Genomic DNA, 23,818 nt, shown 5'->3' on the forward strand with positions numbered 1-23,818 from the left:
GCAATTGTCTGACGCTTAGCTTGCACTAGCCAGTCGGGCCCGGGCCTTTCGGCAGACGCAGGCTGAAGGTGATCAGGCAAGTATGGCGCTTGACCAAGACCGCGTCCTGGACCGAAGATGTCGCGATTGATACCTTCAAGGTATTGGAATGGAACTGCGACATCTGCGCTGCTTCCAGGTCGTGGCCGAGGAACTGATCACGATCAGATGCTCACGCTGCTGCGGTCTCGTATCGGCTTGCCACCGCCGCTTCCCGGGCGCTGGCTGCGTCAGGAAGCACGAAGTCAAAGCGAACGCGGGTGAACGGAGCCGAGAGCCCTAGCGAAGCGTAGTCCGCCGGATCCTTCGCCGCCTCCAGTTGCACGACCAGCCCGTCACGCGTGGCGAAGGCGAAATCGTCGTCCAGGAAGGTGTCGCCTGGCAGGTTGACCTGTGTGGTCAATGTGCGCTTGCCCGCCGCCGATACCATGAAATGAATGTGGGCCGGGCGATTGCCGTGACGGCCCAGCAGCCCGAACAGCTCGGATACCGGGCTGTTCGGCGGAATGGCGTAGCCCGGCGGCAGGAAACTGCGGAAGCGATATTGACCCTTTGCATCCGTCTCGATGCGCCGGCGCAGGTTGTAGTCCGGCTGCGACGGGTCGAAGTGGGAGTAGCGGCCATTCTCGTTGCAGTGCCAGACGTCGACGATAGCGTTCGCCACCGGCTTATTGTTCTTGTCCAGCACGCGGCCCTCCATCACGAACGGCTCGCCCTTCCCTTCATTGCCTTCGTCCAGGCGGACTTCGCCCTGGTACAGCGGTGCCCCCGCAACATACAGTGGTCCCTCGATCGCACGCGGCGTGCCAAGCTCGCGGCCGGCCTTCTGGTCTGCCTCGTCAAGCCGGATGTCGAGAAGTCGATCGAAGCCGAGGCCCGCAGTAATCAGGCCCACCATGTCGGCCTGGCCCAGACGGGTCAGCCATTTCACGGCCGCCCAGAACTCGTCCGGACTGACATCATATTCGTCGATGGTGCGAAACAGGTCGCTCACGATACGCGCGCTGATCGCCCGCACACGCTCGTCACCTTCCTCCACGCGCGCGCTGTTTACCAGTTGCAGCAGTTCCTTGGCATTCATATCAGCCATCTTCATGTCTCCTTGTGGGTGCCTCATCCGAGGACGTTATCGACGCGGGAATGCAGCCTCACCTGGACTGCCCGCGTGCAAAGAATCAACTAGATGTCGAGTACGATCCGCGCACCGCGCGCCCGCGACACGCACGCACAGATCTGCTTGTTCGAGGCCTTCTCCTTCTTCGAGAGGCAATTGTCGCGGTGGTCAGGCTCTCCCGACAGTACCGGCACGACGCACGTACCGCATATGCCCTCGCGGCACTCCGTGTCGATGTCGCAGCCGGCCCCGATCAGTGCGTCGACCAGCGACACACCTTCAGGAACCACGACCACCTTCCCGCTCTGCGCCAGTTCCGCCTCGAATGCACCCGCCGGCAATGCATTGGCGGCTGCATCGGCCTGGAAATGCTCGAGGTGGACCGCATCGGTCCCCAGGAGGCGCTCGCCAACCCGCACCACAGCATCCATGAACGCTGCGGGACCACAGGTATAGGCGTGGGTTGCCGGTACCGCCGCGGACATTGCCGCTTCCAGCACCGAATCGACCGCCTCGCGTTCGAGGCCGAAATGGAAGGTCACGCGCCCCTCGAACTCCTCCGTGCCCAGCAGGCCCGCGAATGCCGCATGTTCGGCCGAGCGTGCGAAATAGTGCAGGTGATAGGGTTGCCCCTGGCAATTCAGGGCATGTGCCATGCTCAGCAAGGGCGTGACGCCAATGCCGGCAGCAAACAGCAGATGCGACGCCGCGTGGGCAGACAGGCGAAAGAGATTGCGCGGCGCGCCGATCTGAAGTTGCTCACCTTCGCTGACGGCGTCGTGCAAGGCGGCCGAACCGCCCCGTGACGTTGCCTCCCGCTTCACTGCAATCAGATAGCCCGAAACGTCGTCAGGCGGACTGCACAACGAATATTGGCGGGTGACGCCGGTCGGACCCAGCACATCGACATGTGCGCCGGGTTCATACGCGCACAGCTCGGTACCTTCTGCTGGTACGAGGAGAAACGACCGGATGTCCCGCGCCTCTTCCACAATCTTCGCGACTCTGACTTTAAGCATGACTTTCTTCCCTTCAACGCATCAGCAGGCCACCATTGGCATCCCAATTCGCGCCGGTGATCGCGCCGGCCTGTTCGCTGGCCAGCAGCACGACCATATCCGCGACTGCCTCGGGTGAGCCGAGCCTGCGCACCGGAATCGACTCGAGCACGGCCCGCAGCCGCTCCGGTGCCACCGTCTCATGCACGATCGGCAGGTCGAGCGGGCCCGGAGACACACAGTTGACCGTGACACCGTGCGCGCCAAGCTCGCGGGCAAAGATCTTGGTAAGTACCGCGACTCCGCCCTTCGCGGCCGCATAATGCGCGCCGGTCGCTGTGCCGCCGTTCTGTCCGGCCAGGGAGCCGATATTGACGATCCGGCCGTGGCCACGCTCCCGAAAATGCGCGCCAAACACCTGGGAGCCCACAAAAGTGCCTCGCAGGTTGACCGAGACAATCTGATCGAACTCGTCGGGCGTAATGTCCATCAGCGCGGCAACCTTCGACTGGCCTGCATTGTTCACGAGGACATCCGCGCCGCCCCACCGCCGCACCAGCTCCTGGAGAGCCGTCTCGAACGCCGGCTTGTCGCGAACATCGAACGACAGTGCAAAGGCGGTCTCGCCGGAAGCATCCAGCTTGTCGGCGACCGCATGGGCGCCTTGCGCGCAGAGATCTGCAACGGCCACGCGATACCCGGCGGCATGCAGGCGCGTCGCAATGGCAGCCCCGAGCCCCCGGGCCGCGCCCGTTACAAGTGCAATCCTGCTCATGGCGCCGCCTACAGCAGGAAGCCGAGCGCATGCAGCGCGTCGGTGGAGTTGATCAGCCGTACCACTTTCTGATCCATGCGCAAGCCCGCCGGCGTCATCCTCAGGCGGTGTGTCAGGTCAGCCGCGAACAGCGTCTGCACTTCCCGCTTGTAGGCAACCAGGATCTGCGCGGACCGCACTTCGATCACGTCCTCGGCTGCTTCGACCACCGCGAAGCGCGACACAGTGCGAACGGTCCGCGCCGCATCGACTGCCGATACCGAATGGCCGGAGGTCAGGCGTTCGATACGCATGGCACGCATGCGGGCATCGTCATGCGCGTAGTTCAGCGTCGCCTCGAAGTCGGTCGTGTCCGGGTCGATGGGGATCACGTACAAGCCATCCGCGCTCCACAGGGCCGACCACTCCTCATAGCGCTTGCCGTCCAGGAGTTCAGCCTCCTGCCAAATGAATGCCGCCGCCAGCTCCAGTGTCGGCACCGCGCATGCAAGATCGTTGATCTTATTCATCGCTCATCATCCTTTTCCACATCCGATATGCTTCGCGCATGCCGCCTTCATCGGTCGCATGCGATACCTTGTCGCCATTGGGCGCCTCCACCTCGCGGTTCAGGCCGCGGTTGACCAGGATCGGGACATCCTTGCCGGCCAGGGATCCACGTTGCACGCGCTCCCACGCCTCGGCGTCATCCGGGCTGCCGAAGCCGAACGGCCCCTGGAAATGTTCATGGATGCGCAACCGCTCGCGGTTGGCAATCTCCGGGCCGCCGTCCATGCCCAGCGCGATATGGCGGATCTCGGTCTCGGTCGCCGAGACCGGATGCAGCACGCGGAAGAACGCCATCGACATGGCCACGTTCGGAAACAGGTTCAGGTTGAATCCGGCACCGTGCAGCGAACGTACGATGCGCCGCACCTGCTCTGGCGGGTAGTCCTTCGACAGTGCTTCGACGATGTGGGAGAACCGTTCCTGCAACGGCTCGGAACCGTCGTCCTGGTCCAGGTCCACGTGCTCGGGAACCATCACCATCACGCTATGGCCGTTGCCCAGGGCATGCGTGACAGCCTTCTCGTCGGTCATGAACGACAGCATCTCGGACGTCTCTTCATCGACCGATGACATCCAGCTCTTGTGGACGATCGGGAAGTGATAGCCGTCGGTGGTGTTCTCGAGCTGGATCTTCCAGTTGCCCTGGAAGCGGAACTTGTGCTCGCCCTGCGTCTTGATGGGATAGCCGGCGCCCTGCTTCATGAACAGGTCGATCCAGTGCTTCGCCTCGCCCAGGAAATCCGTCAACGGCTCGACGTCATGATTGAAGCTGGCGAACACCATGCCCGCATAGCTCTCCACGCGCAGCGAGCGCAGCGGCAGTTCTTGCTTGTCCAGGATGTCCTCATAGCCATCCGGATACGGGAAGGCGCGCAGCTTGCCGTCCAGGCCATAGGACCAGCTATGGTATGGGCAGGTGAAGCCGGTAGCATTGCCCTTCTGCTTCTCGCAAACCGTTGCGCCACGGTGCCGGCAGCGGTTTTCCAGCACACGAATCGTTCCGGTCTTGTCACGCACGACGATCAGCGGCTGACGGCCGATGCGCGTGGTCTTGAAATCCCCCGCGTTGCGGACTTCGCTTTCATGCGCCACCCACACCCATGTCTTGTAGAAGATCCGTTCGAGCTCGGCTTCGAACAAATCCGGGTCGTAGTACATCGACCCATCCACGCGGTCAGCCTGCACCAGGCGATCCACCTTGGGCGCGAAAGTCAGCGGGTGGTATGTCTCTTGGGAACACATCTCAGGTCTCCTTGAATTGAGGCGACTGCTGCAAGGCCCGCTCCAGGCATGCTGCAATCGCGCAAAGCGCTTCGTCGTCGTGCTTGCGGCCCACTAGCTGCAAACCGGCTCGCACCGCCGTCCCGGCGACCGGGACTGGCAAGGTCAATGCGGGGTGTCCGCTAAGGTTGAAGGGCCGTATCAGCGATGTCAGGCCCAGGATCGGCGCACCTTCCCGCACGGTGGCCAGCGTCGGTGGCAGCTCGGGCAACGTTGGAAGGACCAGTGCATCGACCTGAGCCAGTGCCGCATCCACCTGCGCGGTGAACTCGCGCCGCACCTGCTCCGCCCGGTCCAGGTCGGCCCGGCTTACCGAACGGGCTGCGAACAGACGCTTGCGCACGTCGTCCTGCAAACCGCCGTGGCTTGCGAGGTGACCGAAGGCTGCCCACGTCTCGTCATTGATGACCTGCATGCCAGCCTGATAGGCGAGATCGATGTCATCGAGGCTGACTGGCCGCACGTCGATACCGGCCAGTTTCAGGGCCGCGGCAATGGCGTCACGGATGCCCGGCTCGGCTTGTATGCCATCAACCAGCCCGAGCCGCACAGTCCGGCCCATGCCCTGTGCACGCGCCGCATCGAAGTCTGGTGCGATCACCGCCATTGCCATGGCGATGCCCTGCACCGAGCGCGCAATCGGACCCACACAGTCGAGTGATGACTCCAAGGGGTGGACACCATGGCGGCTGATGCGACCGAATGTGGGCTTGAGTCCCACCACGCCGCAGCATGCCGCGGGCATCCGGATCGAGCCGCCTGTGTCGGTGCCCAATGCGATCTCCACTTCGCCGGCGGCGACGGCCGCCGCGCTGCCGCTTGACGACCCACCCGGAATGCGGTCGGGAGCCTGGGCATTGACCGGCGTGCCGGCAAACTCGTTGATCCCCGAGATGCCGAACGCCAACTCGTGCATCGTGGTCTTGCCGACGATATTCCAGCCGGCTTCGATCAACCGCGAAACCACCTCGGCGTGCTCCGTGGCGGGCGGCACTTCGGCGAGGGCCTTGCAGCCGGCCACGGTACGCCATCCGGCCACGTCGATGGAATCCTTGATCGCCACCGTCGGGCCGGTGCCGCCGATGGAAAAGCGGGAAACAAAGGCGTTCGTGGTCATGCCGCCTCCTGCGCTGCCAGTGGCAGGGATGCCAGCCGTTCCGTGCGGAACTCCCGGATCAGCCACCTGCCGTCGCTGTGCCGCACCAGCACGACCGCCAGCCTGGCGGAAATCCACTCGGAGCCGCCATCGGCGTATGTCGAGACCTGCTGCATGATCCAATGCCCGTTCACCCGCGCCGGTTGCGCATCCAGCGACTCGCTGGTGAGGAAGTGGACATTGCGCCTGAAATGCGCGGAAGGCGGCAGATAGCTGCGCAGGAAGGCGCCGATCGCCAGCGGTCCGATGTGCTTGCCAAAGCTGCTGGCATACAGTCCGCCTACACCTTCCCAGACGGCGTCGTGGGCGAACAGCGCCTCGAGTTCGTAAGCGTCGGCATCGGCCGGGGCGGGGACATCGCACAGCGACATATAGCGCGACATCACGCGCCTGGCCGCGGCTTCGGCTTCGAGCACCGACAGCCGGTGCGAGAGCGCGACCAGGTGATCGCTGCGTTCGTTGGTGGCTTGCATGGCGGTTCAGCGCGCTTCGGCGGGGATTTCGAGCGCGCGGCCCACGCGGGCCTCCACCTTCGCATAGCGCCAGAGACTGTACTGGCCAACCGGAGTGGTGCGGAACAGGTTGCATGCGGCCACGACGGTGTCGTAGTCAGGCACATCGGCCATGATGTAGACCGTCCACGGCGATGTGGTGGAGGGCCCGACCATCAGGCGGTCGTCGTCGATGGCGCCGAGCACATGGACGCCAGGCAGGCTGGCCAGCGACTTCATCATTGCACTGAAGCCCTTCCAGACTTCAATGCCTTCGCCGGTCGGAAGATCGAAGAAATTCTGCGTGATACCGATGCAGAACATGACGCGCAGCGGCGTGGTGGTCGATTGCGACATGAACAGTGTCTCCAGCAAGGTGTTGTGATCGAGTGTGTGGGGCGCGGGTGTTCAGACGTATCCAGGCATCGGCGGCACGCCGAGGAACACCGCGCCAGCGCCGTCGTAGTGGCCTTCACCCAGGAAGGCGTGCTGTGTCACCACCATGGCGTCACGCAGGTAGCGCTGCAGCGGATGGCCGTCGTAGATGGCCGCAGTACCGGCGAGCATGTAGGCGGCCTGGACTGCATTGGCGCCGGCGCGAGCCGCCTGGACTGCTGACAGCCGCAGCATGCTGGTCTGGTCCGGCGACACGTTGTCGCCCTGGAGAATCGACCGCCATGCCGCGTCCGTGGCGTCATAGAAGAACGCCTGCGCGCTGCGCAGTTCCGCCTCCGCCTTGGCAACTGCGATCCGCAGGTAGGCGCGGTCCGCCATCCTGGGGGCGCCGGTAATGCCGGTGCGCCCGCCGGCCATTTCCGATACGTCATCCAGCGCGGCGCGTGCCACGCCCAGGTTCACCACCGCCAGCACTTGCGCCGCGTAGGCAATCGACGGATAGCGATACAGCGGCTCCTCGATGGTCGGCGCTCCGCCGCGGACAAAGGTCCACGCCTCGGGAACGAACTTGTCGCTGACGCGGAGGTCATGGCTGCCGGTGCCGCGCAGACCGATAACCTCCCAGTTCTCGACAACCTCGACGTCGCACGGGCGCAGCACCGCAGTGCGCGGCTTGCCGCCCTCTGCCGCACCGATGCCGACGCCGAGGATGTCTGCCCCCTTGCAGCCGCTGGCGAACTTCCACAGGCCATTCACCCGATAGCCGCCTTCGACCCTGGTCGCCGGCTGGATCGGGAACAGCCCGCCGGCAAAGGCCACGTCGGGTCCGTCGGCGTAGAGTTCTGCCAGCGTCTCGCGGGGCAAGGCGGCCAGGTACACCGCGGCACTGCCAAAGCTCGCGACCCAGCCAGCGGATGCGTCGGCAGCGGAAATCCGCTCGATCAGCTTGAGGAAATTTGCCGGCGCCATCCCGCTGCCGCCAAAGCAGCGCGGCGTGGCGGCGCGATAAACGCCGACATGCTTGAGCTGCGCGATCATGTCGCGCGGCACGTGACGCTTCGCGTCGAACTCCTCACGGCGCACCCTGATGTCGGCCAGGACCTGCTCCAGCGTTACATTGGTGTCTGCATGAACCTCGGCAATCTCGGTGCCGAGATGGGGTTGGGCTTCCAGACATTGCCCGTTAGCAGTGACGTGCAGCATTGCTCTCCTCGTTCGGTGGCGGGGTTCGACCTGTTCCCGGTCATGGCCCCGTGAAGTTGAGAGCCAGTCTAGTAGCGGCGGCACGGCGCCAACAATTGGAGCGAAGCGCGTAAAAATGCTGAGTTTCCCCGGCCGCTCTAAAGGAAATACCTATTCGGTGCCAGCACATTCACCTGTACGCTGACGACATCACCCCTGCCGGGCAGGTAGTTCCGGCACATCCGCGACAGCTATGTATCAGTTCGGCAAAGACGATTTTTTCCGCATGGTCGAGGCGCTAACGCTGCGGATCATCCTGCACGACGCCGAGACCAAGTCGATCCTGTGGGCGAACCAGGCGGCGCGGGATGCATTGGGCTTCACTCTTGAGGAGTTTCCCGCACTAAAGGCGCCGGATATGACGAGCAGTGCCGAGAAGTACCGACGGGAGGTCGGTCTGCGATGGCTGGATGAAGCCGCCAGCACTGGCCAGTGCACCATCGAGTGGTGCTATCGCGCCAAGAACGGCGCCGAGATCCTGTCGGAAGCCATCGCCACGCGCGTCGCGCTGGACAACCAGGACGTGCTCATGGTCCAGTTCCGCGACATATCGGCCGAGGAGGCGCTCAAGCGCGAGCTTCGGCGCGTCGAGAGCCGCCTGAAGGAATTCATGCAGGACCTCGCCGAAGGTGTGATCGTGGTCGATTCGCTGGGAGAAGTGGCCTATGTCAGCGAATCGGGATGCCGCATCCTGGAGCGCGCACAGGCAGAGATCGTAGGCACCCGGTTTGACGGCTGGTGTGAGACCCCGGTGCTGCCATTGCTGCGCGATCATGCCTCGCGGGACAAGCCTGGCCATGACGCGTTCTCGGTCCGCTACCGCTTGCGGGTCGGCAGCGGTGACTACCGCTGGCACCAGGCGACCGCGCGCCACATCGATATCGAAGACGACGTCAGCGGATATCTCGTGCTGTTCCGCGACATCACCAAGCAGGTCGAAGCCGAGTCACTCGAACGCGAGCGCGAACGCCAGATCGAATACCTGGCCCGCTACAACGCCATGGGTGAAATGGCCATGACGATCGCACACGAGATCAGCCAGCCGCTCTCCGCGTCGCGCAATTTTATCGAGGGCGCCAGCATGCGTTTGGCGATGAACCGCGATGACCCTGCCCCGATTTCGTTCGGCCTTCAGCAGGCGGCACGCCAGATTGAGCATGCGTCGCTGATCATCAAGAGCATGCGCGAGTACGTCGTGAAGCTGGAGCAGGCCGAGACGCTGATCGATCTCAACGCCATCGTGCGCGACAGCCTTTACTTCATTTCTCTCAAATGCGCAGACGCCAATGTCAGCATGCAACTGGATCTCGACACCTCTGCGCTGCCCGTAAGCTGCGAGAAAGTGCTGATCGGCCAGGTCATCATGAATATCGCATTCAACGCCATTGAGGAAATGAGCGCACTGGATGAGGGCCGGCGCTCGCTGCGCATCGAGACGCGCACAAGCGGAGAGCGTGCCCTGGTGGCGATCCACGACCTCGGCCGCGGGTTACCCCATGCCGACCGCGAACGGATCTTCGATGGGTTCTTCTCGGGCAAGCCGGGCGGAAACGGCATTGGCCTGGCGCTGTGCAAGAGTATCGTGTCCCGGCACCGAGGAGATATCTGGGCGCAGAACCGCGAGCCCTTCGGCACCACCTTCGCCTTCTCCCTCCCCCTCTGCCAGGGGCATGGGCAAGGCAGCAATCGCGCCGCACCGTAATTAATTCACGGAATCTGCCGGCCACACCTCCATCACTTCGCGCACCAGCGTTGCCGTGCTCGCGACATCGAGCTTCTCCCGGATCTTGGTGCGATGGACGTCGACGGTCTTGACGCTGATGTGAAGTTCGTCGGCAATCACCTTGCTGGCCTTGCCGTCCAGCACGCGCCGCAGGATTTCCCGCTCGCGCACGGTCAGCTTCTCCAGCTTGGCGCGAATGCGATTGCGCTGTTCCGTGCAGTCATGCAATTGCACCGCGCGCCTCAGCGCATCCTGGATGCGCTCGAGCATTTGCTGCGGGTTATACGGCTTCTCCACAAAATCTATGGCCCCGTTCTGCAGGGCCCTCACGGACATCGGGATGTCACCGTGCGCCGAGACAAAAATAGTCGGTAGCGTCGTTCCCCGCTCGTTCAGAACCTGCTGAAGCTGGAAGCCACTTGTCTCGGGCATCCGCACATCGAGAACCAGGCAGGCTGGCCGCGAAGGGTCATACGCTTCAAGAAACGCCTTCGCACTGGCGAAGCATTCGGCATGCACCGAGACGGTTTCCAGAAGCCATGCCAGCGAAGCGCGCAGCTCCTTGTCGTCGTCGACGATATAAACGATGGCGGTGGGGGCGGTCATAGCGTGATGTCTCTCGTGTTCAGGCCGGCGCATCCATGACGTCGGCACGGCTTCTCACGGCCGTCCTGGGGTGTTCGCCCCAGCGTTTTGCTGGAGCTTACAACAACAGAACCCCGGGTCGCGATAAAGAAAACACGTAGATGCCGTGGGAGGTGCTTGTCAAAGGCGTCAGTTTGCCTCAATAGGCACGCAGGCCGGACCGCCCTACGCTGTGTTCCAGCCACCTGATAACCAGCGAGGACCCAATGACCGCAATCAGCCAAGCAGAATTCCGCCAAGCCATGGCCCACCTCCCGGCGTCTGTCAACATCATCACATCCCAGGGCCAGGCCGGCCGATGCGGCATCACAGCCAGCGCCGTGTGCTCGGTAACCGACTCGCCGCCCACGATCCTCGTTTGCGTGAATCGTGCCAGCGCATCCCACCCCATCTTTAAAAGCAATGGCCGGCTGTGTGTGAACGTGTTGACCAGTGAGCAGGAAGATCTGGCCAAGCACTTCGCCGGCATGACGCAGGTGCCCATGGAAGAGCGCTTCGCGTGGGACATCTGGGATGCAGCGCCCGAGGACCAGCCCGCCCTGCGGGATGCGCTGGTCCAGCTGCACGGGACCATCAGCGACTACAAGGACGTCGGCTCGCACTCGGTCATCTTCATCACCCTGGACCGCGTCGACGTCAGGGATGAGGGTGACAGCCTGGTCTATTTCAACCGTGATTTCCATCGCGTCCAGCGCAACAGGGCTGCCCAACGGTCTCCCTCGCGTACTGCATAAGGCTGCTCCCCGCGCCAGTGCAGCGGACGACACCAGACGGTGCACGCATAAAGGAAATACCTACCCCTCCCGCCGTTTCCTGTAGCAGATCGCTAAGTCCACCCAATATCCGCCACCAGCGCCGCGTCATACGCTGCGCTGACCGTTTCCGTTACCGCTATCGAGGACCTATCGCATGCCAGTGTTGCAGATCTACCTGATTGAAGGCCGTACCCCAGAGCAGAAGGAAGCATTCATCGCCCACGTGACAGATTTGGCCGTGCAGGACCTCGGCGTCGAAGCCTCGTCAGTGCGCGTCATGTTCCTCGACGTACCCAAGACAGACTACGCCATCGGAGGAAAGACAGCCAAGGCACTCGGCCGATAGCGCCAACCAACGCTTCAGATCAAGCCGCCACCGTATCGCGACAAAAAAGAGGTTAGATACCCGCCATGAGCGGTGGCCTGGAAGTTCCACAAAGGAGAGTTTTCATGAGACATGATGGTGAGTTCACCATGAACCCAATCAAGGGCGCTTCGGCTGTCCAGGTACCAGTGCCCGACTCGGTCAATGCCGGGATAGAGAGCGTATTGATTGGAAAGATCAGCCGCAGGCTTATCGGATTTCTGTTCGTCCTGTTCGTCTTCTCTTTCCTGGATCGCATCAACATTGGCTTCGCCGGCCTGACGATGGGCAAGGACCTCGGCCTGACAGCCACCGAATTCGGCTTGGCCTCGACGGTCTTCTACGGCGCCTACATCATGTTTGGCATCCCAAGCAATGTCATGCTGGGCAAACTGGGCGCGCGACGCTGGATCGCGATCATCATGGTGGCGTGGGGCATCGCCTCCACCGCCACGATGTTCGCGCGGGATGCCAACAGCCTCTATGTGCTGCGGATCCTGGTCGGCATTGCCGAAGCCGGCTTCCTGCCAGGCATCCTGCTGTACCTGACTTTCTGGTTTCCGGGCGCCTATCGGGCCCGGGCCAACGCGCTCTTCATGATCGCGATGCCGGTAACTTCGGCGCTGGGCGCGGTGGTGTCCGGCTACATCCTCAAGCTCGACGGCCTGCAAGGCCTGCATGGCTGGCAATGGCTGTTCCTGCTGGAAGGCTTGCCCTCCGCGGTGCTCGGCGTAGCCGTCTGGCTTTATCTCGACGATAGCCCGCAGAAGGCGCGCTGGCTGACCCAGGCCGAAAAGACGGCATTGGCGACAATGCTCGAGGCGGACAATGCACAGGCGGCCAGGCGCCGGGCGCAAACCGACAAGCCTGAGCCAGGCAGCCTGATGCGCGAACTATGCTCCATTCCCGTCCTGCAACTGGCCGTGACGTATTTCCTGCTCGTGAACACCCTGGGCATGATCAGCACTTGGGTACCCCAGATTGTCAAGAGCTTCAACCAGGGAAGCAGCGACCTGGTGGTCGGTGTCCTGACCGCCATTCCGCATGCATTCACGATTGCCGCCATGCTCATGTGGGGCCGACGCTCCGACAAGCATCAGGAGCGTCGCTGGCATGTCGCCTTGCCAATGCTCGCTGCCGCGGGGGGCTGGTTGTTGACGGCGTGCGAGGTCGGACCGGAGACCAAGTTGCTCGGTCTCTGTATCGCTTCGGCTGGCGCCTACGCGGCCATGACCATTTTCTGGACCTTGCCGGATCAAGTCATATCAGTCAGCAGCCGCCCCGTCGGCATTGCCTTTATCAATGCCGCGGGCATCGTTGGCGCTGCGCTGAACGCGGTGATCGTCGGCTACTTGCGGGATATCTCGGGCAGCTTCACGTCGGGCCTGCTGTATGCCACTGCGGTGCTGGTCGTTGGCGCATCTGTGGTACTGACCTTCTCGGGAGCCATGACTCGCCATCGTTGACAGTGGCGCGTGGAATGCGCCGCGTCAAGGCCGGCGCGGCGTTGGCACGCGCGCTGAAGAGCCAAGGAAATCCCCCCAGGCGGTTACTCGGGGTGAGATGTCGGGATGTGGCTGTGGACGTAGCCCCGCCTGCGTATCGGGGCGCCTGTCATCGGGCGCCCCGTTCTTTTACTGCCGCTTGCCCAGCGACCATCTGCGCCGGCCAATGAGCTATCCGAGCTACATGGAGACGTAGCGCGTGAATATCGCTGGCTTGCTCTACCGCCACAACGTGGTGATGTATGTCGGCCACTTGCTGCGAGGAGAACTGGTGGGACTGGAAGCGATTGCCGAAGGCGTCTGGCATGTTCACTTCGACCCGCTCGTGATTAGAGGAATAGATCAACGCCACAACCGCAAGCGCTATCTAAGTCTCAAAGTGTTACCCATGTGAGTGAACTCGTTTGTTACCCATGTGGTTGTTCCGTACTTGGCCATCAAACATCAGCAGTGGCCGAGCCACGCCAATGCTCATGGCTGCCATCCTGGCCGCCGCACTAGGCCTGACGCCGCGCACGCCGCAGGCCCAGGTGACAGATCCACTGGCGGGTCTGCGTTCGCTCAAGACCGTTACGGTTCCGGGTCCGCCTGCTGAAGTCCTGGACGAGTTCGTCAAGGACAAGGCGGCCGCCATCCAGCTCGGAAAGGCGCTGTTCTGGGACATGAAGGTGGGCAGCGACAACAAGACCTCTTGCGCAAGCTGCCACTTCCATGCCGGTGTCGACAACCGCATCACGAACCAGCTCTCTCCAGGTTCAGGGCTGCCAGGCACCGATAGAACCTTCCAGCTGGGGCGGCCAAACTACACCTTCAAGCCGGAAGACTTTGGCTTTACCAAGCATGTGGACGTGAACCAGCCACAGCCGCAACTCTCGAACGTCAACGAGGTTTCCGGCTCGCAGGGGGTGTTCACGGCCAATTTCGTTGAATTTGGCACAGGCAGCACGGGCGATGCCTGCGCCAATATTTCCGATGACATCTTCCACGGCGGCACGGGGTTCAACATCAACGGCATCAACACGCGGCAGGTGACCGGACGCAATACCCCCTCTGTCATCAATGCGGTATTCAATTTCCGCAACTTCTGGGATGGGCGCGCCAACAACGTCTACAACGGCGGCGACCCGTTTGGCATGCGCAATCAGGAAGCCCTGGTATGGAAGAATGACAGCGGCGTGCTCAGGCAAGTCCAGTTGGCCATTCCGGGCGCCTCCCTGGCGTCGCAAAGCGACGGGCCTCCGCTGAGCTCGGTCGAGATGAGTTGCAATGGACGGTCATTCATGAAACTCGGCAAGAAGCTGCTTGGGCAGCGGCCGTTGGCCGGCCAGGTCATCGCTGCCGACGACAGCGTACTTGGTCCCCTGGTGGTACTACGCAACAAGGATCAGGTACCGACCTACTCCGAGATGATCAAGAAGGCATTCCGCTCCCAGTACTGGAACTCACCGACGTTGTTGAGGATGTCGGCCGCGGATGAGGCGAAATTTGCTTCGATGGATTTGTTGCCCCGCCAGGTCAAGCGCAGCACCGGGAAATTCGAAGTCAGCCAGATGGAAGCCAACTTCGCGCTCTTCTTCGGGCTCGCCGTTCATCTTTACGAATCGACCCTGATTGCCAACGACACGCCGGTCGACCGTTACCTCGATGGCCAGACCACAGCCCTGAATGAGCAGCAGTTGCGTGGCGCCAGGGTCTTCACCGGCTCCGGACGCTGCAGCCGCTGTCACTCGGGCGCTGAACTGACCGCCGCCTCATTCTCCAGCGTGATCGCGCAACGGCTCAGGCGGATGCCGATGGGTGACGGGCTCGAAGCTGTGTATGACAACGGCTTCTATAACATCGGCGTGCAACCGACCACGGAGGATCTTGGCGTAGGCGGCCTCGATCCGTTCGGCAATCCGTTGTCCGAAACGCGGATGGCGCAGCAGGGCAAGACCCTCCTGCTGGGCAACGGCTTCGATCCCACCAAGGAAACGGCAGTGGGAACTGAGCAGCGGGTGGCGGTTGACGGTGCCTTCAAGACACCAAGCCTGCGCAACCCGGAATTTACCGGCCCCTATTTCCATAACGGCGGCAAATCGACCCTGATGCAGGTGGTCGACTTTTATAATCGTGGTGGCGATTTCGCGGACGTCAACCGGGCTAACCTGGACCGGGGCATTGGGCCGCTGGGCCTGAGCGAATCGGACAAGCAAGACCTGGTGGCTTTCATGCTTGCCCTGAGCGATGACCGCGTTCGCTATCGCAAAGCGCCGTTCGACCATCCCTCGCTGTGCTTCCCCCAAGGGCATAAGGTCAGCAGTTCCGGGGCCTTGCTGCAGGACGGAAGTACCGGGAACGGCGTGGACAACACGGAATGCATCGGCGCAGTCGGCGCTGGCGGCGCGAGCAGCGGCCTCAAACCGTTCCTCAACCTTGATCCGTTCCAACGTTGATGGTTAGGTTAGCGACGATTCACGCAGTTGGGTTAGTTATCTCCCTATTGCCCCTGATGCGGGCAACCAACTGCAGATTTTGGTCGCCATGATGCGTTGACCACCGTCACAGTAGGCATAAAGACCCTTGAGTCTCGGAGGAGTGGGGTGCAGGGAGCCTCGTACCGGCGGCCGCATCGCCGTGGCGCATTTGGCACGAAATGAGTGCGGCGACGCAGCCCCATCCCCTCATTGCCCTTCCCGCCGCACGCCGCGACAGCGTGAGGTATGGCACACATATTGCGAGAAGAACACACAGGCCAATGGCGGCCTTTAACCAAACAGGCAAGTCGCGATGACGCGCTCCGAAAGGGGCGACCGGGGCAATGGCGCCCTGAAGCGAGGTGACAGCGAACCGGGAACGCGGTTTTGCGGGCCTCTGCTTCGGGGCGTTTTTTGTCGCCGGTCAACCCGAATGCACGCCCGTTCCGACACCCTCTGCGAGGCAACGCATGAATGCCCCCTCTACTCAGTTACCGCAGGCCGAAGTGTCCGCCGAGACCATTGGCGCGTTGATTAACCTTTCTGGACGGCAGCGCATGTTGTCGCAACGGATCGTGCTCCAGATGCTGCTCGCCTCGCGAGGGGATCGAACCGCCCGAGAAAGCGCTCGCCGGTGCCTGTCGACGTTCGAATCCGCGCATGCGGATCTCGTGACCGGCAATGAGCGTTTGCCGGGCGCTTTCTCCGTAGCCTTGCAACAACTCTACTTCGGCAAGTCGCGTGCCGATGCACGGATCCGTGAATTCATCGATCAGGCCCGGATTGCAATCGACGCGCCACCGGCCGACACCTCCGCGCGAGCATCATCCCTCGATGCGCTCGTGGCGCAGGCCACGCCCATACTGGACCTGCTGCAGACCGTCACACAGGCCTACCAGGAGGAAATGCATAGTTGCGAAATGGCCGTACGCAAACGCCAGGCCGACCTCGTGGAGCACCTCAGCAGTATTTCGATGCAAGCGAACATCGTCGCAATGAATGCGCGCGTTTCCGCGGCGCGGGCGGGAGAGTACGGCCGGGAGTTCTCCGTGATCACGCAGGTGCTTGCGGACATCATCAAGGAAATGGATCAACTGGTCCGCCACCTCGTCGGCTCAAACAATGCGTCCAAGGGCTCACCCAGACATTGAAATGGAGACGACCTTGAAACGTTACCTCACGTCCTGCTGCTTGATGCTCTGCTGCGTCCTGGGGCTGGCTTCGGCCGGAACCGCGTTCGCCGAAACGCTGACCATCCACTCGGCGATCAACAAGGCGGGCCGCCAGCGCATGCTGTCTCAGCGCATGGCCAAGGCATATTGCCAAGTCGGCCTTGGTATCGAGGTAGAACGTTCGAAGAGAATCCTCGAGGAGTCTGTGGCGCTCTTCGACAGGCAACTCGCGGATCTAAAATCGTTCGCGCCGACGTCGGAAATCAGGGAAACCTATGACAGTCTCGGGCAAACGTGGATCGTCTACAAGCAGTTGCTAACCGGCAGGGAACCGAATCCCGAGAACGCGAAGAAGATCGCAACGGCCAGCGAGGACGTACTGAAGCTTGCGCAGCAAGGAACCGTACAACTCGAAAAGCATTCTGGCACCGCAGCGGGCAAACTGATCAACGTTGCCGGCCGACAGCGCATGCTTTCGCAGAGAATCGCCAAAGCCAGCATGTTCCGCGCCTGGGGTATCACCTCCCCGCAAATGGCCCGGGAACTGGACAGTGCAGCCAGAGAGTTCGCGGCCGCGCAGGAACTTCTCACCGTAGCGCGGCAGAACACGCCGGCCATCCGTAGTGAGCTGCAGCTTGCCGGCTCTCAGTGGCTCTTCTTTGAAGAGGCGCTCAACCAGACCGGAGTCAGTCGCGCGGAGCAGTTGAGAAACATTGCCACGACCAGCGAGCGGATTCTTCAGGTCATGGATGACGTCACTGGGATGTACGAGGCAATGGCCAGATAACGGGAACCATCAACACCATCCGTTGCAGTTCCGGGTCCCCGCATTGGAGCTCTTGCGCGGCGTTTAATCGCGCTGTCATTTCCGCGCATTCGCTCCGGTTCGCTGTCGTCACGCGGCAGTGGCCCTCTCGTGCTGACTCCGCGGATTGTGGGATTTGACGCTTGGCTATTAATTGCATTTTATTCGCGGGGCGAAGATCGTGCCCACTCACCCCCCGGTCAATGTCCACATCGTCACCAACAATCACGGGGGCGTGACCACCGGGGCTGCTACTGCGGCGGGATCTTTGCCACCGTCACCAGCCGCTTCCAGCGCTGGATCTCGTTTTTCTGGAATTGCCGCATCTCGGCCGGTGACGACAGGATCAGCTCGGCCGACAAGCGCGTGTAGTAGTCGCGCACGTCGGGTGCATTTCCAGCCTGCGCGAACAGATCCTGCAGCCGCTTCACCACCGCCGGCGGAGTCTTTGCCGAGACCGCCGCGGCCACCCAGTTGTAAGGCAGGAAATCCGGCAGGCCGGCTTCGACGATAGAGGGTACGCCCGGCAGTAGCGGCGAGCGCCGCGGCGCGGTGAAGGCCAGCGCGCGGACCTTGCCGCCGCGGACTAGTTCGATGGCGCCGGAGGCATCCACCACCGCGAAGTCGACGTTGGCCGCCATCACCCCGTTGATGGCGTCGCCGGCGCCCTTGTACGGCACGGCGGTGGCCTTGGTGCGGGCCAGCTCGTTGAGCCACTCGGAGTAGATGGTGTAGGAGATCGAGCCAGAGCCGTAGTTGAGCGCGCCGGGTCGCTTACGGGCGTCTTCCAGCAGCTCAGTCAGGGTGCGGTAGGGGGAGTTGGCCGGCACGATGATCACGCAGGGCCCGCGCGACAGCAGCGTGATTGGCGCGAAGTCCGTCAACGGGTCATACGGCAGCTTGCGGAAGATGGCGGCGTTGGTCGACAGCGTGGAATTGCTGCCGATAAAGACCGTATAGCCGTCAGGCGGCGCGTTCAGCGCGGTCCGCACGCCGATAAAGCCGTTTCCGCCGGGCTTGTTCTCGACTACCACGCCCTGGCCGGTCAGCTCGCCGATCCTCTTGGCGAACATGCGCGCGGTGGTATCGGTGCCGCTGCCGGAAGGGAAGGGTACGATGAACCGTATCGGATGGGCGGGAAAAGCGTCGGCAGATTCGGCGGCGGGCGTCGCCAGCGGCGAGGCCGCGCCGATGGCCCCCAGCGCGCCCGCGGCCAATCCAAGGAAGCGGCGGCGGGAACGGAAAGCTTGTTGCATGATTGTCTCCTGAAAATGAAAAGCCCGGCGTGTTCCCGCCGGTGCAAAGGATCAACGAGGACTTAACGGCGCGTTATGTGGAGTGACGTGTCGTGGTCAAGTTATTTCGGACAAGCAGATAGGTTCTTTCACTGTCGATTTCGCCTCGCGGGCGGTGGGCGACAGATACCCAAGGGTTGAGTGCAAGCGCAAGGGTCGCGAGGCCGATGGCCGTCCACGTTTTCCCTTGGGGTAGTACGGCTCGATCGCCTCTCCCCTAGTGAGTACGCAGGTCGGAAAGGAATTTCTGCGCTCGCTCGCTGGTAGGCTTCGAGAAAAACTCGTCCGGTACTCGGACCTCGACCAAACTCCCCTGATCCATGAACCACACCCGGTCGCAACCTGACGCGGGACTTCGATGGCGAAAAGGTAACGAGGTCTCAGCTTGCATCATACTGATCGAACAAGCACGCCGGATTCATTGCCAGCACGCGATGCATCACTTCCGAGTCGTTGTCGAACCAGCGTGCGAAAGCATTGAGGAGCAGGCCAGCATCCACCGGCTTCTTTATACCTACATGTGGCCAGTCCGTTCCCCAAATCATCTGCCCCGGCGCATCACCATAGAAGACGCGGGCGCGTTCAATGACACGACTATCCATAAGGTCGTCCGACAAGCGATAGCCGATCAACTTGACCCATGCTCCTCGCTCAACGAGCAATTTTCGGATAACCAGGGTTGTCGGATGATTTATTCCGAACTCTGGGGGCAAGCCACCCATATGATCGATGACGATTTTGCACGGCAAAGCTTCTAGTACAGGCAGCAATTCTGGCCATTGTGCTGGACCGGGAAGTATTTCCGCATGCCAACCGAACTCGGCAATGCGAGGCGCAAGCGCGACCATCGCTTGCGTTCCTACGGTGCCACCGAGACCATTGGTGATAAAGCGCATCCCGCGCACGCCGATACCATGCAAGCGCTCGATTTCCGCGTCATCAATCGACTGACCCGCAACTACCACACCGCGCAAGGTGCCGGGTTCATCAGTAAGTGCCTCGATCACGCCAGTGTTATCTGTGCCAAAGACGCTCGCCTGAATAACAGCGCCTCGTTGAAGGCCTAGCGCTGCCCTCATCTTTCTATGCTTCTCCGGTGGAGCCGGTGCAGGGACATAGCTAGCGTCAGAGACGATTGCCCAGTTCCCGCGCGGCGTCACGTGTGAATGGCAATCCCATGCCTCACCCGGCACGACGAAAGTGGGCGTCGTATAGGACTCGGGCGGCGGCAGACTTTCCTGTTCCACGATGGTCATACTCAAATCTCGTACCGTTAGATTGGCGCGCTCAAGCGCGCAGGCAAATGTCGAAGAGTGCGTCGCCAGACATAAATCGCTTTACGTTGGCAACAATAGCGCTGATTCGACGAGCTTCGAGTTCCTCCGTCCAGCCCGCCGCATGTGGAGTCATGACGACGTTGTCGAGGTCAGCGAATGGCCGCGTCGCCGGTGGGCAAATCTTCTCGCCCGCCTCCGGATAGCGGTACCAGGTGTCGACCACAGCGCCGCGGATTCGCTTCTCACGCAATGCCTCATATAGCGCATCTTCGTCAACAACAGATCCTCGCGCGATATTGATCAGGACTGCGTCTGCTTTCATGCACGCCAGTTGTGCGGCACCGATCAATTCTTGCGTCTCTGGCCCTCCGGGTACGGACAAAAGAACATAGTCACTCTGCGCCAGCAGATCGTCGAGGCTATCGGTCCCCTTGTACCACTCGATACTGGGATCGATTCCCGGGTTGCGGCTGACAGCAATGACTCGCATTCTGAAAGCCTTGCTTAACTCCGCTACACGGTGGCCAATACGGCCGTACCCCACCAGCCCGATAGTGCGCCCCTGAAGTTCATGATGTTTGCGGCCGAGCACCGAGGCACCTCCCCACCCCCAGCGATCTGCGCGCAACTCGCTGTCCATCTCCAGTAGGGGTATGGCTGACTGCAGCATCGCGAGCATCACGTACTCCGCAATTGGGTCGATGCCGACATTCGTGTTGCAGACCACTGATCCCGCAGGCAACCACGCCCGATCGAGCCAATCCATTCCAGAAAATGGCACCAGTATCAGCTTGAGTTTCTCGGCATTTCGGAGCGTTCGCTTCACCAGCGTTCGTTTCCCGTGGAGTACCCACTCAGCCGACGCGACAATCACTTCAGCTTCCCTTGCGATTTCCACCATCCGCTCAGCCCCTTCGGATGGCAACCAGAGGTCTACAGCGCTCTCCTCGCCTATGGCATGTTTCACCGGGCCAAGAAAAACTTTCCCATACTCCCCTGTCAATACCACGCGTAACATTGGCGGCTTCCTTTCGTTTCACATCTCAAGAGATCGCTCGATTGACGTTCGGTCTTTCAAAGCTCAACTTCACTGATTCGCGGTTGGTCATTGAGCAATCGCCGTTGTACCTTACCGACTCCGGTGTCCAGAGGAAGCTTCTCAATTTGAATGAGCCGCGTGGGATGCATATATTTCGGCAGATCAAATAGCGCCGCATGCACTTCGGACTCGACGACATGATGCGCGGTCGTGTAGAGCACGACCTCATGCCCACGCGCCGGGGAATCTGTCCGCCAAAGTACGAACTCGCCGAGAGACGAGACCCGCTTCAACCGCTCCTCAACAAATCCGATCGGGACATACTCGCCATTAACGCGAATTGAATCACTCATTCGCTCAATAAAGATGAGATTTCCACACGAGTCCTGACGCCCACGATCTCCGGTCATGAACCATCCTTCGGCGTCGGTCTGAGCCTGTATCTCTCCATCTCGTAGATACCCTGAGAACAAGGTCTGATGATGCAACCCACGCACCCAGATTTCGCCGTCGTCGGCTATGCGATATTCGACGTCTGAGCGGGGCTGGCCTGCCACGCTAGACGGACCTTCCGGCGGAAATTCGGCGTCGTCCGGACGTACGATGCGCGTATGACAAAGGCCACCAGCCTCCGTTGACCCATACCCCGTCACACCGATCGGAATATCAAATTTTTCAAGAAAAGCTGGCACGCACCCGAAGGCTACTCTGATCTGGTGACCTTGCGCTTCTGCTCTCGTCGTTTTGGCCATCAACAGATTTGCCGGCGGCTGATGCAATATCATCGCGGTAATGTGGTGCGCCTTGGCCAGCGACCAGAAATCTTGCGCCTGGAAGCGATCCATCGAAAGCAACGACGCTCGCGCCGTGAGCGAACCCACCACGCCATACCCCATCGGATTGATGTGGAACATCGGCAACGGCGAGAGGACCCGGTCGTAATGTGAGAGTCCATGCGAATCGGCAATAAAGCGGCCCAACCGAATGAAATAGCCATGACTGAGCGCGCAGAACTTCGGCAGTCCAGTCGTTCCCGATGTATGGATATAAGCCGCTACGTCGGCGGGGTCTGCGCAGCGTCCATCGCTATCGGACACCAGGACGACGCCGGAGCGGAGCGGCCTTTGCACGGAGACTTCACCTTGCCATGCTCCGGTCAAATCCAACTGTGCTTCAGTCCTGTCAACCAACCCTCCTGGACTGCGGCCCAGCCAGAAGATGGCACGCGCGCCCAGATTGTCGAGCATCGCGCGAAGCAATTCATCGGGATATGACGGGTTAATCAATGCCGTCTGCAGCCCCACGAACTGGGCTGCCATCCACGTAACAAGGTACCCCGCGCTATTTGGACCGACGAAAGCTACGAGGTCTCCTCGCCGGAAGCCGGCATCGCGAAGCTGAGCCGCGACTGTTCGAGCCCGCTCAACAAATCGATGCAACGAGTCGTTCTGTGAAAAGGTACCGAAGGATGCGTCGGGACGATCGAGGGCTGCGACCTCGATCAGCTCAGTCAGATTGTTCATGCCAGCCCCATCAGTTGAGCATCCTTCAGGATGCATTTTGCGACGTGATTCTTGAGGATTTCACTCGATCCACCGGCCACGCGCAGCAGTTTAACGTCGAGCATGTACTGGCCGAAGCTCTGCTCCTCATACAAACCATATCCACCGATCAAGGCGTAGACGTCGCTCACAACTCGCTCGGCGGCCTTGATCGCGAGATGCTTCGCGACACTTGTTTGCATCGCGTGGTCGTGACCTTGTTGTGCGAGGTTGGCTGCGTGATCACGGGCCAAAACCGCGGCGTGGATCTCCGCATAGCATTCCGCAATCGTCCATTGGTTCCCCTGAAAGTCTGCGACGACAGCGGACCCGACCGGGCGGGTAACTGCGTATCTCGAGGCTTCGGCTAGAGCACGCCGCGCTATACCGATCAGCGTGGACGCGTTCCCTAGCCGGCTCACATTGAAGGTGGATACAAAGGTTGCAAGGCCCTTGCCTACCTCGCCAAGAATCGCGCCGTCCCCGACGCGAACATCATCAAAGTACATGTTCGCTGTAGGCGAATAGCGAAGTCCGATGGGATGGGTATGTTCGCGCCGAACACCAGGCTGATCCGTATCTACAAGAAATGCGGTCAGCCCTTCCGGAGCCATCGCGTAGACGAGCGTTAGGTCACTCTCGACACCCATATTGATGTGGCACTTCTCTCCGCTAATGACCCATTCGCCACCTTCACGCCTTGCAGTGGTCTGAAGATTTTTCAAGGATGAGGCGGCGGATGGTTCGGATATCGATTCAGAAAACAGGATGCTCCCGTTGGCGAGCCCAGGGAGGTACTTCGCCTTTTGCTCCGATGTTCCCCAGTCGTTCAGCCAGCGTTCGCCTTGGGCCTGCGTCTGCCCACTTACCAAGCCGTAGCGACCCAATTCCTCCTCCACCAGGCAGTACTCAGGCACGCCGAAACCCAACCCCCCGTACTCCCGTGGGGTAAGCATTCCGAGAAGGCCTCGCCGCCCGAGTTCATTGAATGCGTGGCGAGGAAATACGCCTTCACGTGCTGCCTTGGCCATGTCGCCCTGGATAACCCCAGCAAACTCCCGAATGCTCTCGATTGCGGAAGAAGCCCAAGCCGGGTCTTTCAGACGTAGTTCCAGATTCATTGCTGTGTCTCGTCGGTGGTTTTGGTTATCATCTGATTGTCCGGACGATGATAGGATGAAGCGTATGTGGCGTCAAGAC

Annotated in this window: 23 protein-coding genes; 8 read left to right on the top strand and 15 right to left on the bottom strand. The window is 61.4% G+C overall.

Annotation, left to right across the window (positions count from 1 at the left end; translation table 11 throughout):
* Nucleotides 1-211 precede the first annotated feature (211 nt).
* The 9 genes from CTP10_RS36635 to CTP10_RS36675 form a co-directional block, all read right to left on the bottom strand.
* On the bottom strand, nucleotides 212-1,129 hold the full coding sequence (locus CTP10_RS36635; RefSeq protein WP_116321626.1) for a dioxygenase family protein: 918 nt from the start codon (nucleotides 1,127-1,129) through the stop codon (nucleotides 212-214).
* Between the two features lie 89 nt (nucleotides 1,130-1,218).
* A complete protein-coding gene (locus CTP10_RS36640) occupies nucleotides 1,219-2,172 on the bottom strand; it encodes a PDR/VanB family oxidoreductase (RefSeq protein WP_116321556.1) in 954 nt (317 codons plus the stop codon).
* 13 nt (nucleotides 2,173-2,185) lie between these two features.
* Entirely contained in the window at nucleotides 2,186-2,926 is a 741-nt protein-coding gene (locus tag CTP10_RS36645) for an SDR family NAD(P)-dependent oxidoreductase (RefSeq protein ID WP_116321557.1), read from the bottom strand.
* Between the two features lie 8 nt (nucleotides 2,927-2,934).
* On the bottom strand, nucleotides 2,935-3,435 hold the full coding sequence (locus CTP10_RS36650; protein WP_116321558.1) for an aromatic-ring-hydroxylating dioxygenase subunit beta: 501 nt from the start codon (nucleotides 3,433-3,435) through the stop codon (nucleotides 2,935-2,937).
* Nucleotides 3,428-4,717, bottom strand: a complete 1,290-nt coding sequence (locus tag CTP10_RS36655; RefSeq protein ID WP_116321559.1) for an aromatic ring-hydroxylating oxygenase subunit alpha — start codon at nucleotides 4,715-4,717, stop codon at nucleotides 3,428-3,430. The genes CTP10_RS36650 and CTP10_RS36655 overlap by 8 nt, the downstream gene beginning before the upstream one ends.
* Nucleotide 4,718: 1 nt before the next feature.
* Complete coding sequence (locus CTP10_RS36660; protein WP_116321560.1) at nucleotides 4,719-5,873, bottom strand: amidase; 1,155 nt, start codon at nucleotides 5,871-5,873, stop codon at nucleotides 4,719-4,721.
* Nucleotides 5,870-6,385 (bottom strand): nuclear transport factor 2 family protein, encoded by a 516-nt coding sequence (locus CTP10_RS36665; RefSeq protein ID WP_116321561.1) that lies wholly within the window; start codon nucleotides 6,383-6,385, stop codon nucleotides 5,870-5,872. The genes CTP10_RS36660 and CTP10_RS36665 overlap by 4 nt, the downstream gene beginning before the upstream one ends.
* Nucleotides 6,386-6,391: 6 nt before the next feature.
* Complete coding sequence (locus tag CTP10_RS36670; protein ID WP_116321562.1) at nucleotides 6,392-6,760, bottom strand: hypothetical protein; 369 nt, start codon at nucleotides 6,758-6,760, stop codon at nucleotides 6,392-6,394.
* 51 nt (nucleotides 6,761-6,811) lie between these two features.
* Complete coding sequence (locus CTP10_RS36675) at nucleotides 6,812-8,002, bottom strand: acyl-CoA dehydrogenase family protein (RefSeq protein WP_116321563.1); 1,191 nt, start codon at nucleotides 8,000-8,002, stop codon at nucleotides 6,812-6,814.
* A gap of 232 nt (nucleotides 8,003-8,234) precedes the next feature.
* On the opposite strand from CTP10_RS36675, the gene CTP10_RS36680 reads away from it, so the two are divergent.
* Nucleotides 8,235-9,743, top strand: coding sequence for a two-component system sensor histidine kinase NtrB (locus CTP10_RS36680; RefSeq protein ID WP_116321564.1), 1,509 nt, complete (start codon nucleotides 8,235-8,237; stop codon nucleotides 9,741-9,743).
* On the opposite strand, the gene CTP10_RS36685 is transcribed toward CTP10_RS36680, so the two are convergent.
* Nucleotides 9,744-10,370 (bottom strand): response regulator transcription factor, encoded by a 627-nt coding sequence (locus tag CTP10_RS36685; RefSeq protein WP_116321565.1) that lies wholly within the window; start codon nucleotides 10,368-10,370, stop codon nucleotides 9,744-9,746. It lies immediately after the preceding gene.
* A gap of 245 nt (nucleotides 10,371-10,615) precedes the next feature.
* Between CTP10_RS36685 and hpaC the strand changes: the two genes are divergently transcribed.
* From hpaC to CTP10_RS36720, 7 genes are all read left to right on the top strand, one after another.
* Complete coding sequence (gene hpaC / locus CTP10_RS36690; protein ID WP_116321566.1) at nucleotides 10,616-11,143, top strand: 4-hydroxyphenylacetate 3-monooxygenase, reductase component; 528 nt, start codon at nucleotides 10,616-10,618, stop codon at nucleotides 11,141-11,143.
* 175 nt (nucleotides 11,144-11,318) lie between these two features.
* Nucleotides 11,319-11,510: a tautomerase family protein gene (locus CTP10_RS36695; RefSeq protein ID WP_116321567.1), complete on the top strand. Its 192-nt coding sequence runs from the start codon at nucleotides 11,319-11,321 to the stop codon at nucleotides 11,508-11,510.
* 128 nt (nucleotides 11,511-11,638) lie between these two features.
* Nucleotides 11,639-12,994, top strand: coding sequence for an MFS transporter (locus CTP10_RS36700; RefSeq protein ID WP_116321627.1), 1,356 nt, complete (start codon nucleotides 11,639-11,641; stop codon nucleotides 12,992-12,994).
* A 238-nt stretch (nucleotides 12,995-13,232) separates the two neighbouring features.
* Nucleotides 13,233-13,427 (top strand): hypothetical protein, encoded by a 195-nt coding sequence (locus CTP10_RS36705; RefSeq protein WP_116321568.1) that lies wholly within the window; start codon nucleotides 13,233-13,235, stop codon nucleotides 13,425-13,427.
* Nucleotides 13,428-13,506: 79 nt separating this feature from the next.
* Complete coding sequence (locus CTP10_RS36710) at nucleotides 13,507-15,468, top strand: cytochrome-c peroxidase (RefSeq protein WP_158577693.1); 1,962 nt, start codon at nucleotides 13,507-13,509, stop codon at nucleotides 15,466-15,468.
* Between the two features lie 491 nt (nucleotides 15,469-15,959).
* Nucleotides 15,960-16,640 (top strand): type IV pili methyl-accepting chemotaxis transducer N-terminal domain-containing protein, encoded by a 681-nt coding sequence (locus tag CTP10_RS36715; protein WP_116321570.1) that lies wholly within the window; start codon nucleotides 15,960-15,962, stop codon nucleotides 16,638-16,640.
* Between the two features lie 13 nt (nucleotides 16,641-16,653).
* Nucleotides 16,654-17,448, top strand: coding sequence for a type IV pili methyl-accepting chemotaxis transducer N-terminal domain-containing protein (locus tag CTP10_RS36720; protein WP_116321628.1), 795 nt, complete (start codon nucleotides 16,654-16,656; stop codon nucleotides 17,446-17,448).
* A gap of 269 nt (nucleotides 17,449-17,717) precedes the next feature.
* Here the strand turns inward: CTP10_RS36720 and CTP10_RS36725 are convergent, their stop codons facing one another.
* The 5 genes from CTP10_RS36725 to CTP10_RS36750 form a co-directional block, all read right to left on the bottom strand.
* A complete protein-coding gene (locus CTP10_RS36725; RefSeq protein ID WP_116321571.1) occupies nucleotides 17,718-18,722 on the bottom strand; it encodes a Bug family tripartite tricarboxylate transporter substrate binding protein in 1,005 nt (334 codons plus the stop codon).
* A 419-nt stretch (nucleotides 18,723-19,141) separates the two neighbouring features.
* Nucleotides 19,142-20,017 carry an amidohydrolase family protein gene (locus CTP10_RS36735; RefSeq protein ID WP_116321572.1) on the bottom strand — a complete coding sequence of 292 codons (876 nt, stop codon included), beginning with the start codon at nucleotides 20,015-20,017 and terminating at the stop codon, nucleotides 19,142-19,144.
* A 31-nt stretch (nucleotides 20,018-20,048) separates the two neighbouring features.
* Nucleotides 20,049-21,056 carry a 2-hydroxyacid dehydrogenase gene (locus CTP10_RS36740; RefSeq protein ID WP_116321573.1) on the bottom strand — a complete coding sequence of 336 codons (1,008 nt, stop codon included), beginning with the start codon at nucleotides 21,054-21,056 and terminating at the stop codon, nucleotides 20,049-20,051.
* Between the two features lie 56 nt (nucleotides 21,057-21,112).
* Nucleotides 21,113-22,600, bottom strand: a complete 1,488-nt coding sequence (locus CTP10_RS36745; RefSeq protein ID WP_158577694.1) for a class I adenylate-forming enzyme family protein — start codon at nucleotides 22,598-22,600, stop codon at nucleotides 21,113-21,115.
* Nucleotides 22,597-23,739 carry an acyl-CoA dehydrogenase family protein gene (locus CTP10_RS36750; protein WP_116321575.1) on the bottom strand — a complete coding sequence of 381 codons (1,143 nt, stop codon included), beginning with the start codon at nucleotides 23,737-23,739 and terminating at the stop codon, nucleotides 22,597-22,599. The genes CTP10_RS36745 and CTP10_RS36750 overlap by 4 nt, the downstream gene beginning before the upstream one ends.
* Between the last annotated feature and the right edge of the window lie 79 nt (nucleotides 23,740-23,818).

The organism is Cupriavidus sp. P-10 (assembly GCF_003402535.2).
Classification (GTDB): Bacteria; Pseudomonadota; Gammaproteobacteria; order Burkholderiales; family Burkholderiaceae; genus Cupriavidus.

Coding starts and splice junctions, on each gene's coding strand:
- CTP10_RS36640 (WP_116321556.1), bottom strand. CDS start 2,172: ATGCTTAAAGTCAGAGTCGCGAAGATTGTGGAAGAGGCGCGGGACATC.
- CTP10_RS36715 (WP_116321570.1), top strand. CDS start 15,960: ATGAATGCCCCCTCTACTCAGTTACCGCAGGCCGAAGTGTCCGCCGAG.
- CTP10_RS36710 (WP_158577693.1), top strand. CDS start 13,507: ATGGCTGCCATCCTGGCCGCCGCACTAGGCCTGACGCCGCGCACGCCG.
- CTP10_RS36745 (WP_158577694.1), bottom strand. CDS start 22,600: ATGAACAATCTGACTGAGCTGATCGAGGTCGCAGCCCTCGATCGTCCC.
- CTP10_RS36740 (WP_116321573.1), bottom strand. CDS start 21,056: ATGTTACGCGTGGTATTGACAGGGGAGTATGGGAAAGTTTTTCTTGGC.
- CTP10_RS36725 (WP_116321571.1), bottom strand. CDS start 18,722: ATGCAACAAGCTTTCCGTTCCCGCCGCCGCTTCCTTGGATTGGCCGCG.
- CTP10_RS36700 (WP_116321627.1), top strand. CDS start 11,639: ATGAACCCAATCAAGGGCGCTTCGGCTGTCCAGGTACCAGTGCCCGAC.
- CTP10_RS36665 (WP_116321561.1), bottom strand. CDS start 6,385: ATGCAAGCCACCAACGAACGCAGCGATCACCTGGTCGCGCTCTCGCAC.
- CTP10_RS36650 (WP_116321558.1), bottom strand. CDS start 3,435: ATGAATAAGATCAACGATCTTGCATGCGCGGTGCCGACACTGGAGCTG.
- CTP10_RS36670 (WP_116321562.1), bottom strand. CDS start 6,760: ATGTCGCAATCGACCACCACGCCGCTGCGCGTCATGTTCTGCATCGGT.
- CTP10_RS36685 (WP_116321565.1), bottom strand. CDS start 10,370: ATGACCGCCCCCACCGCCATCGTTTATATCGTCGACGACGACAAGGAG.
- CTP10_RS36655 (WP_116321559.1), bottom strand. CDS start 4,717: ATGTGTTCCCAAGAGACATACCACCCGCTGACTTTCGCGCCCAAGGTG.
- CTP10_RS36695 (WP_116321567.1), top strand. CDS start 11,319: ATGCCAGTGTTGCAGATCTACCTGATTGAAGGCCGTACCCCAGAGCAG.
- CTP10_RS36735 (WP_116321572.1), bottom strand. CDS start 20,017: ATGACCATCGTGGAACAGGAAAGTCTGCCGCCGCCCGAGTCCTATACG.
- CTP10_RS36645 (WP_116321557.1), bottom strand. CDS start 2,926: ATGAGCAGGATTGCACTTGTAACGGGCGCGGCCCGGGGGCTCGGGGCT.
- CTP10_RS36675 (WP_116321563.1), bottom strand. CDS start 8,002: ATGCTGCACGTCACTGCTAACGGGCAATGTCTGGAAGCCCAACCCCAT.
- CTP10_RS36635 (WP_116321626.1), bottom strand. CDS start 1,129: ATGGCTGATATGAATGCCAAGGAACTGCTGCAACTGGTAAACAGCGCG.
- CTP10_RS36750 (WP_116321575.1), bottom strand. CDS start 23,739: ATGAATCTGGAACTACGTCTGAAAGACCCGGCTTGGGCTTCTTCCGCA.
- CTP10_RS36680 (WP_116321564.1), top strand. CDS start 8,235: ATGTATCAGTTCGGCAAAGACGATTTTTTCCGCATGGTCGAGGCGCTA.
- hpaC (WP_116321566.1), top strand. CDS start 10,616: ATGACCGCAATCAGCCAAGCAGAATTCCGCCAAGCCATGGCCCACCTC.
- CTP10_RS36660 (WP_116321560.1), bottom strand. CDS start 5,873: ATGACCACGAACGCCTTTGTTTCCCGCTTTTCCATCGGCGGCACCGGC.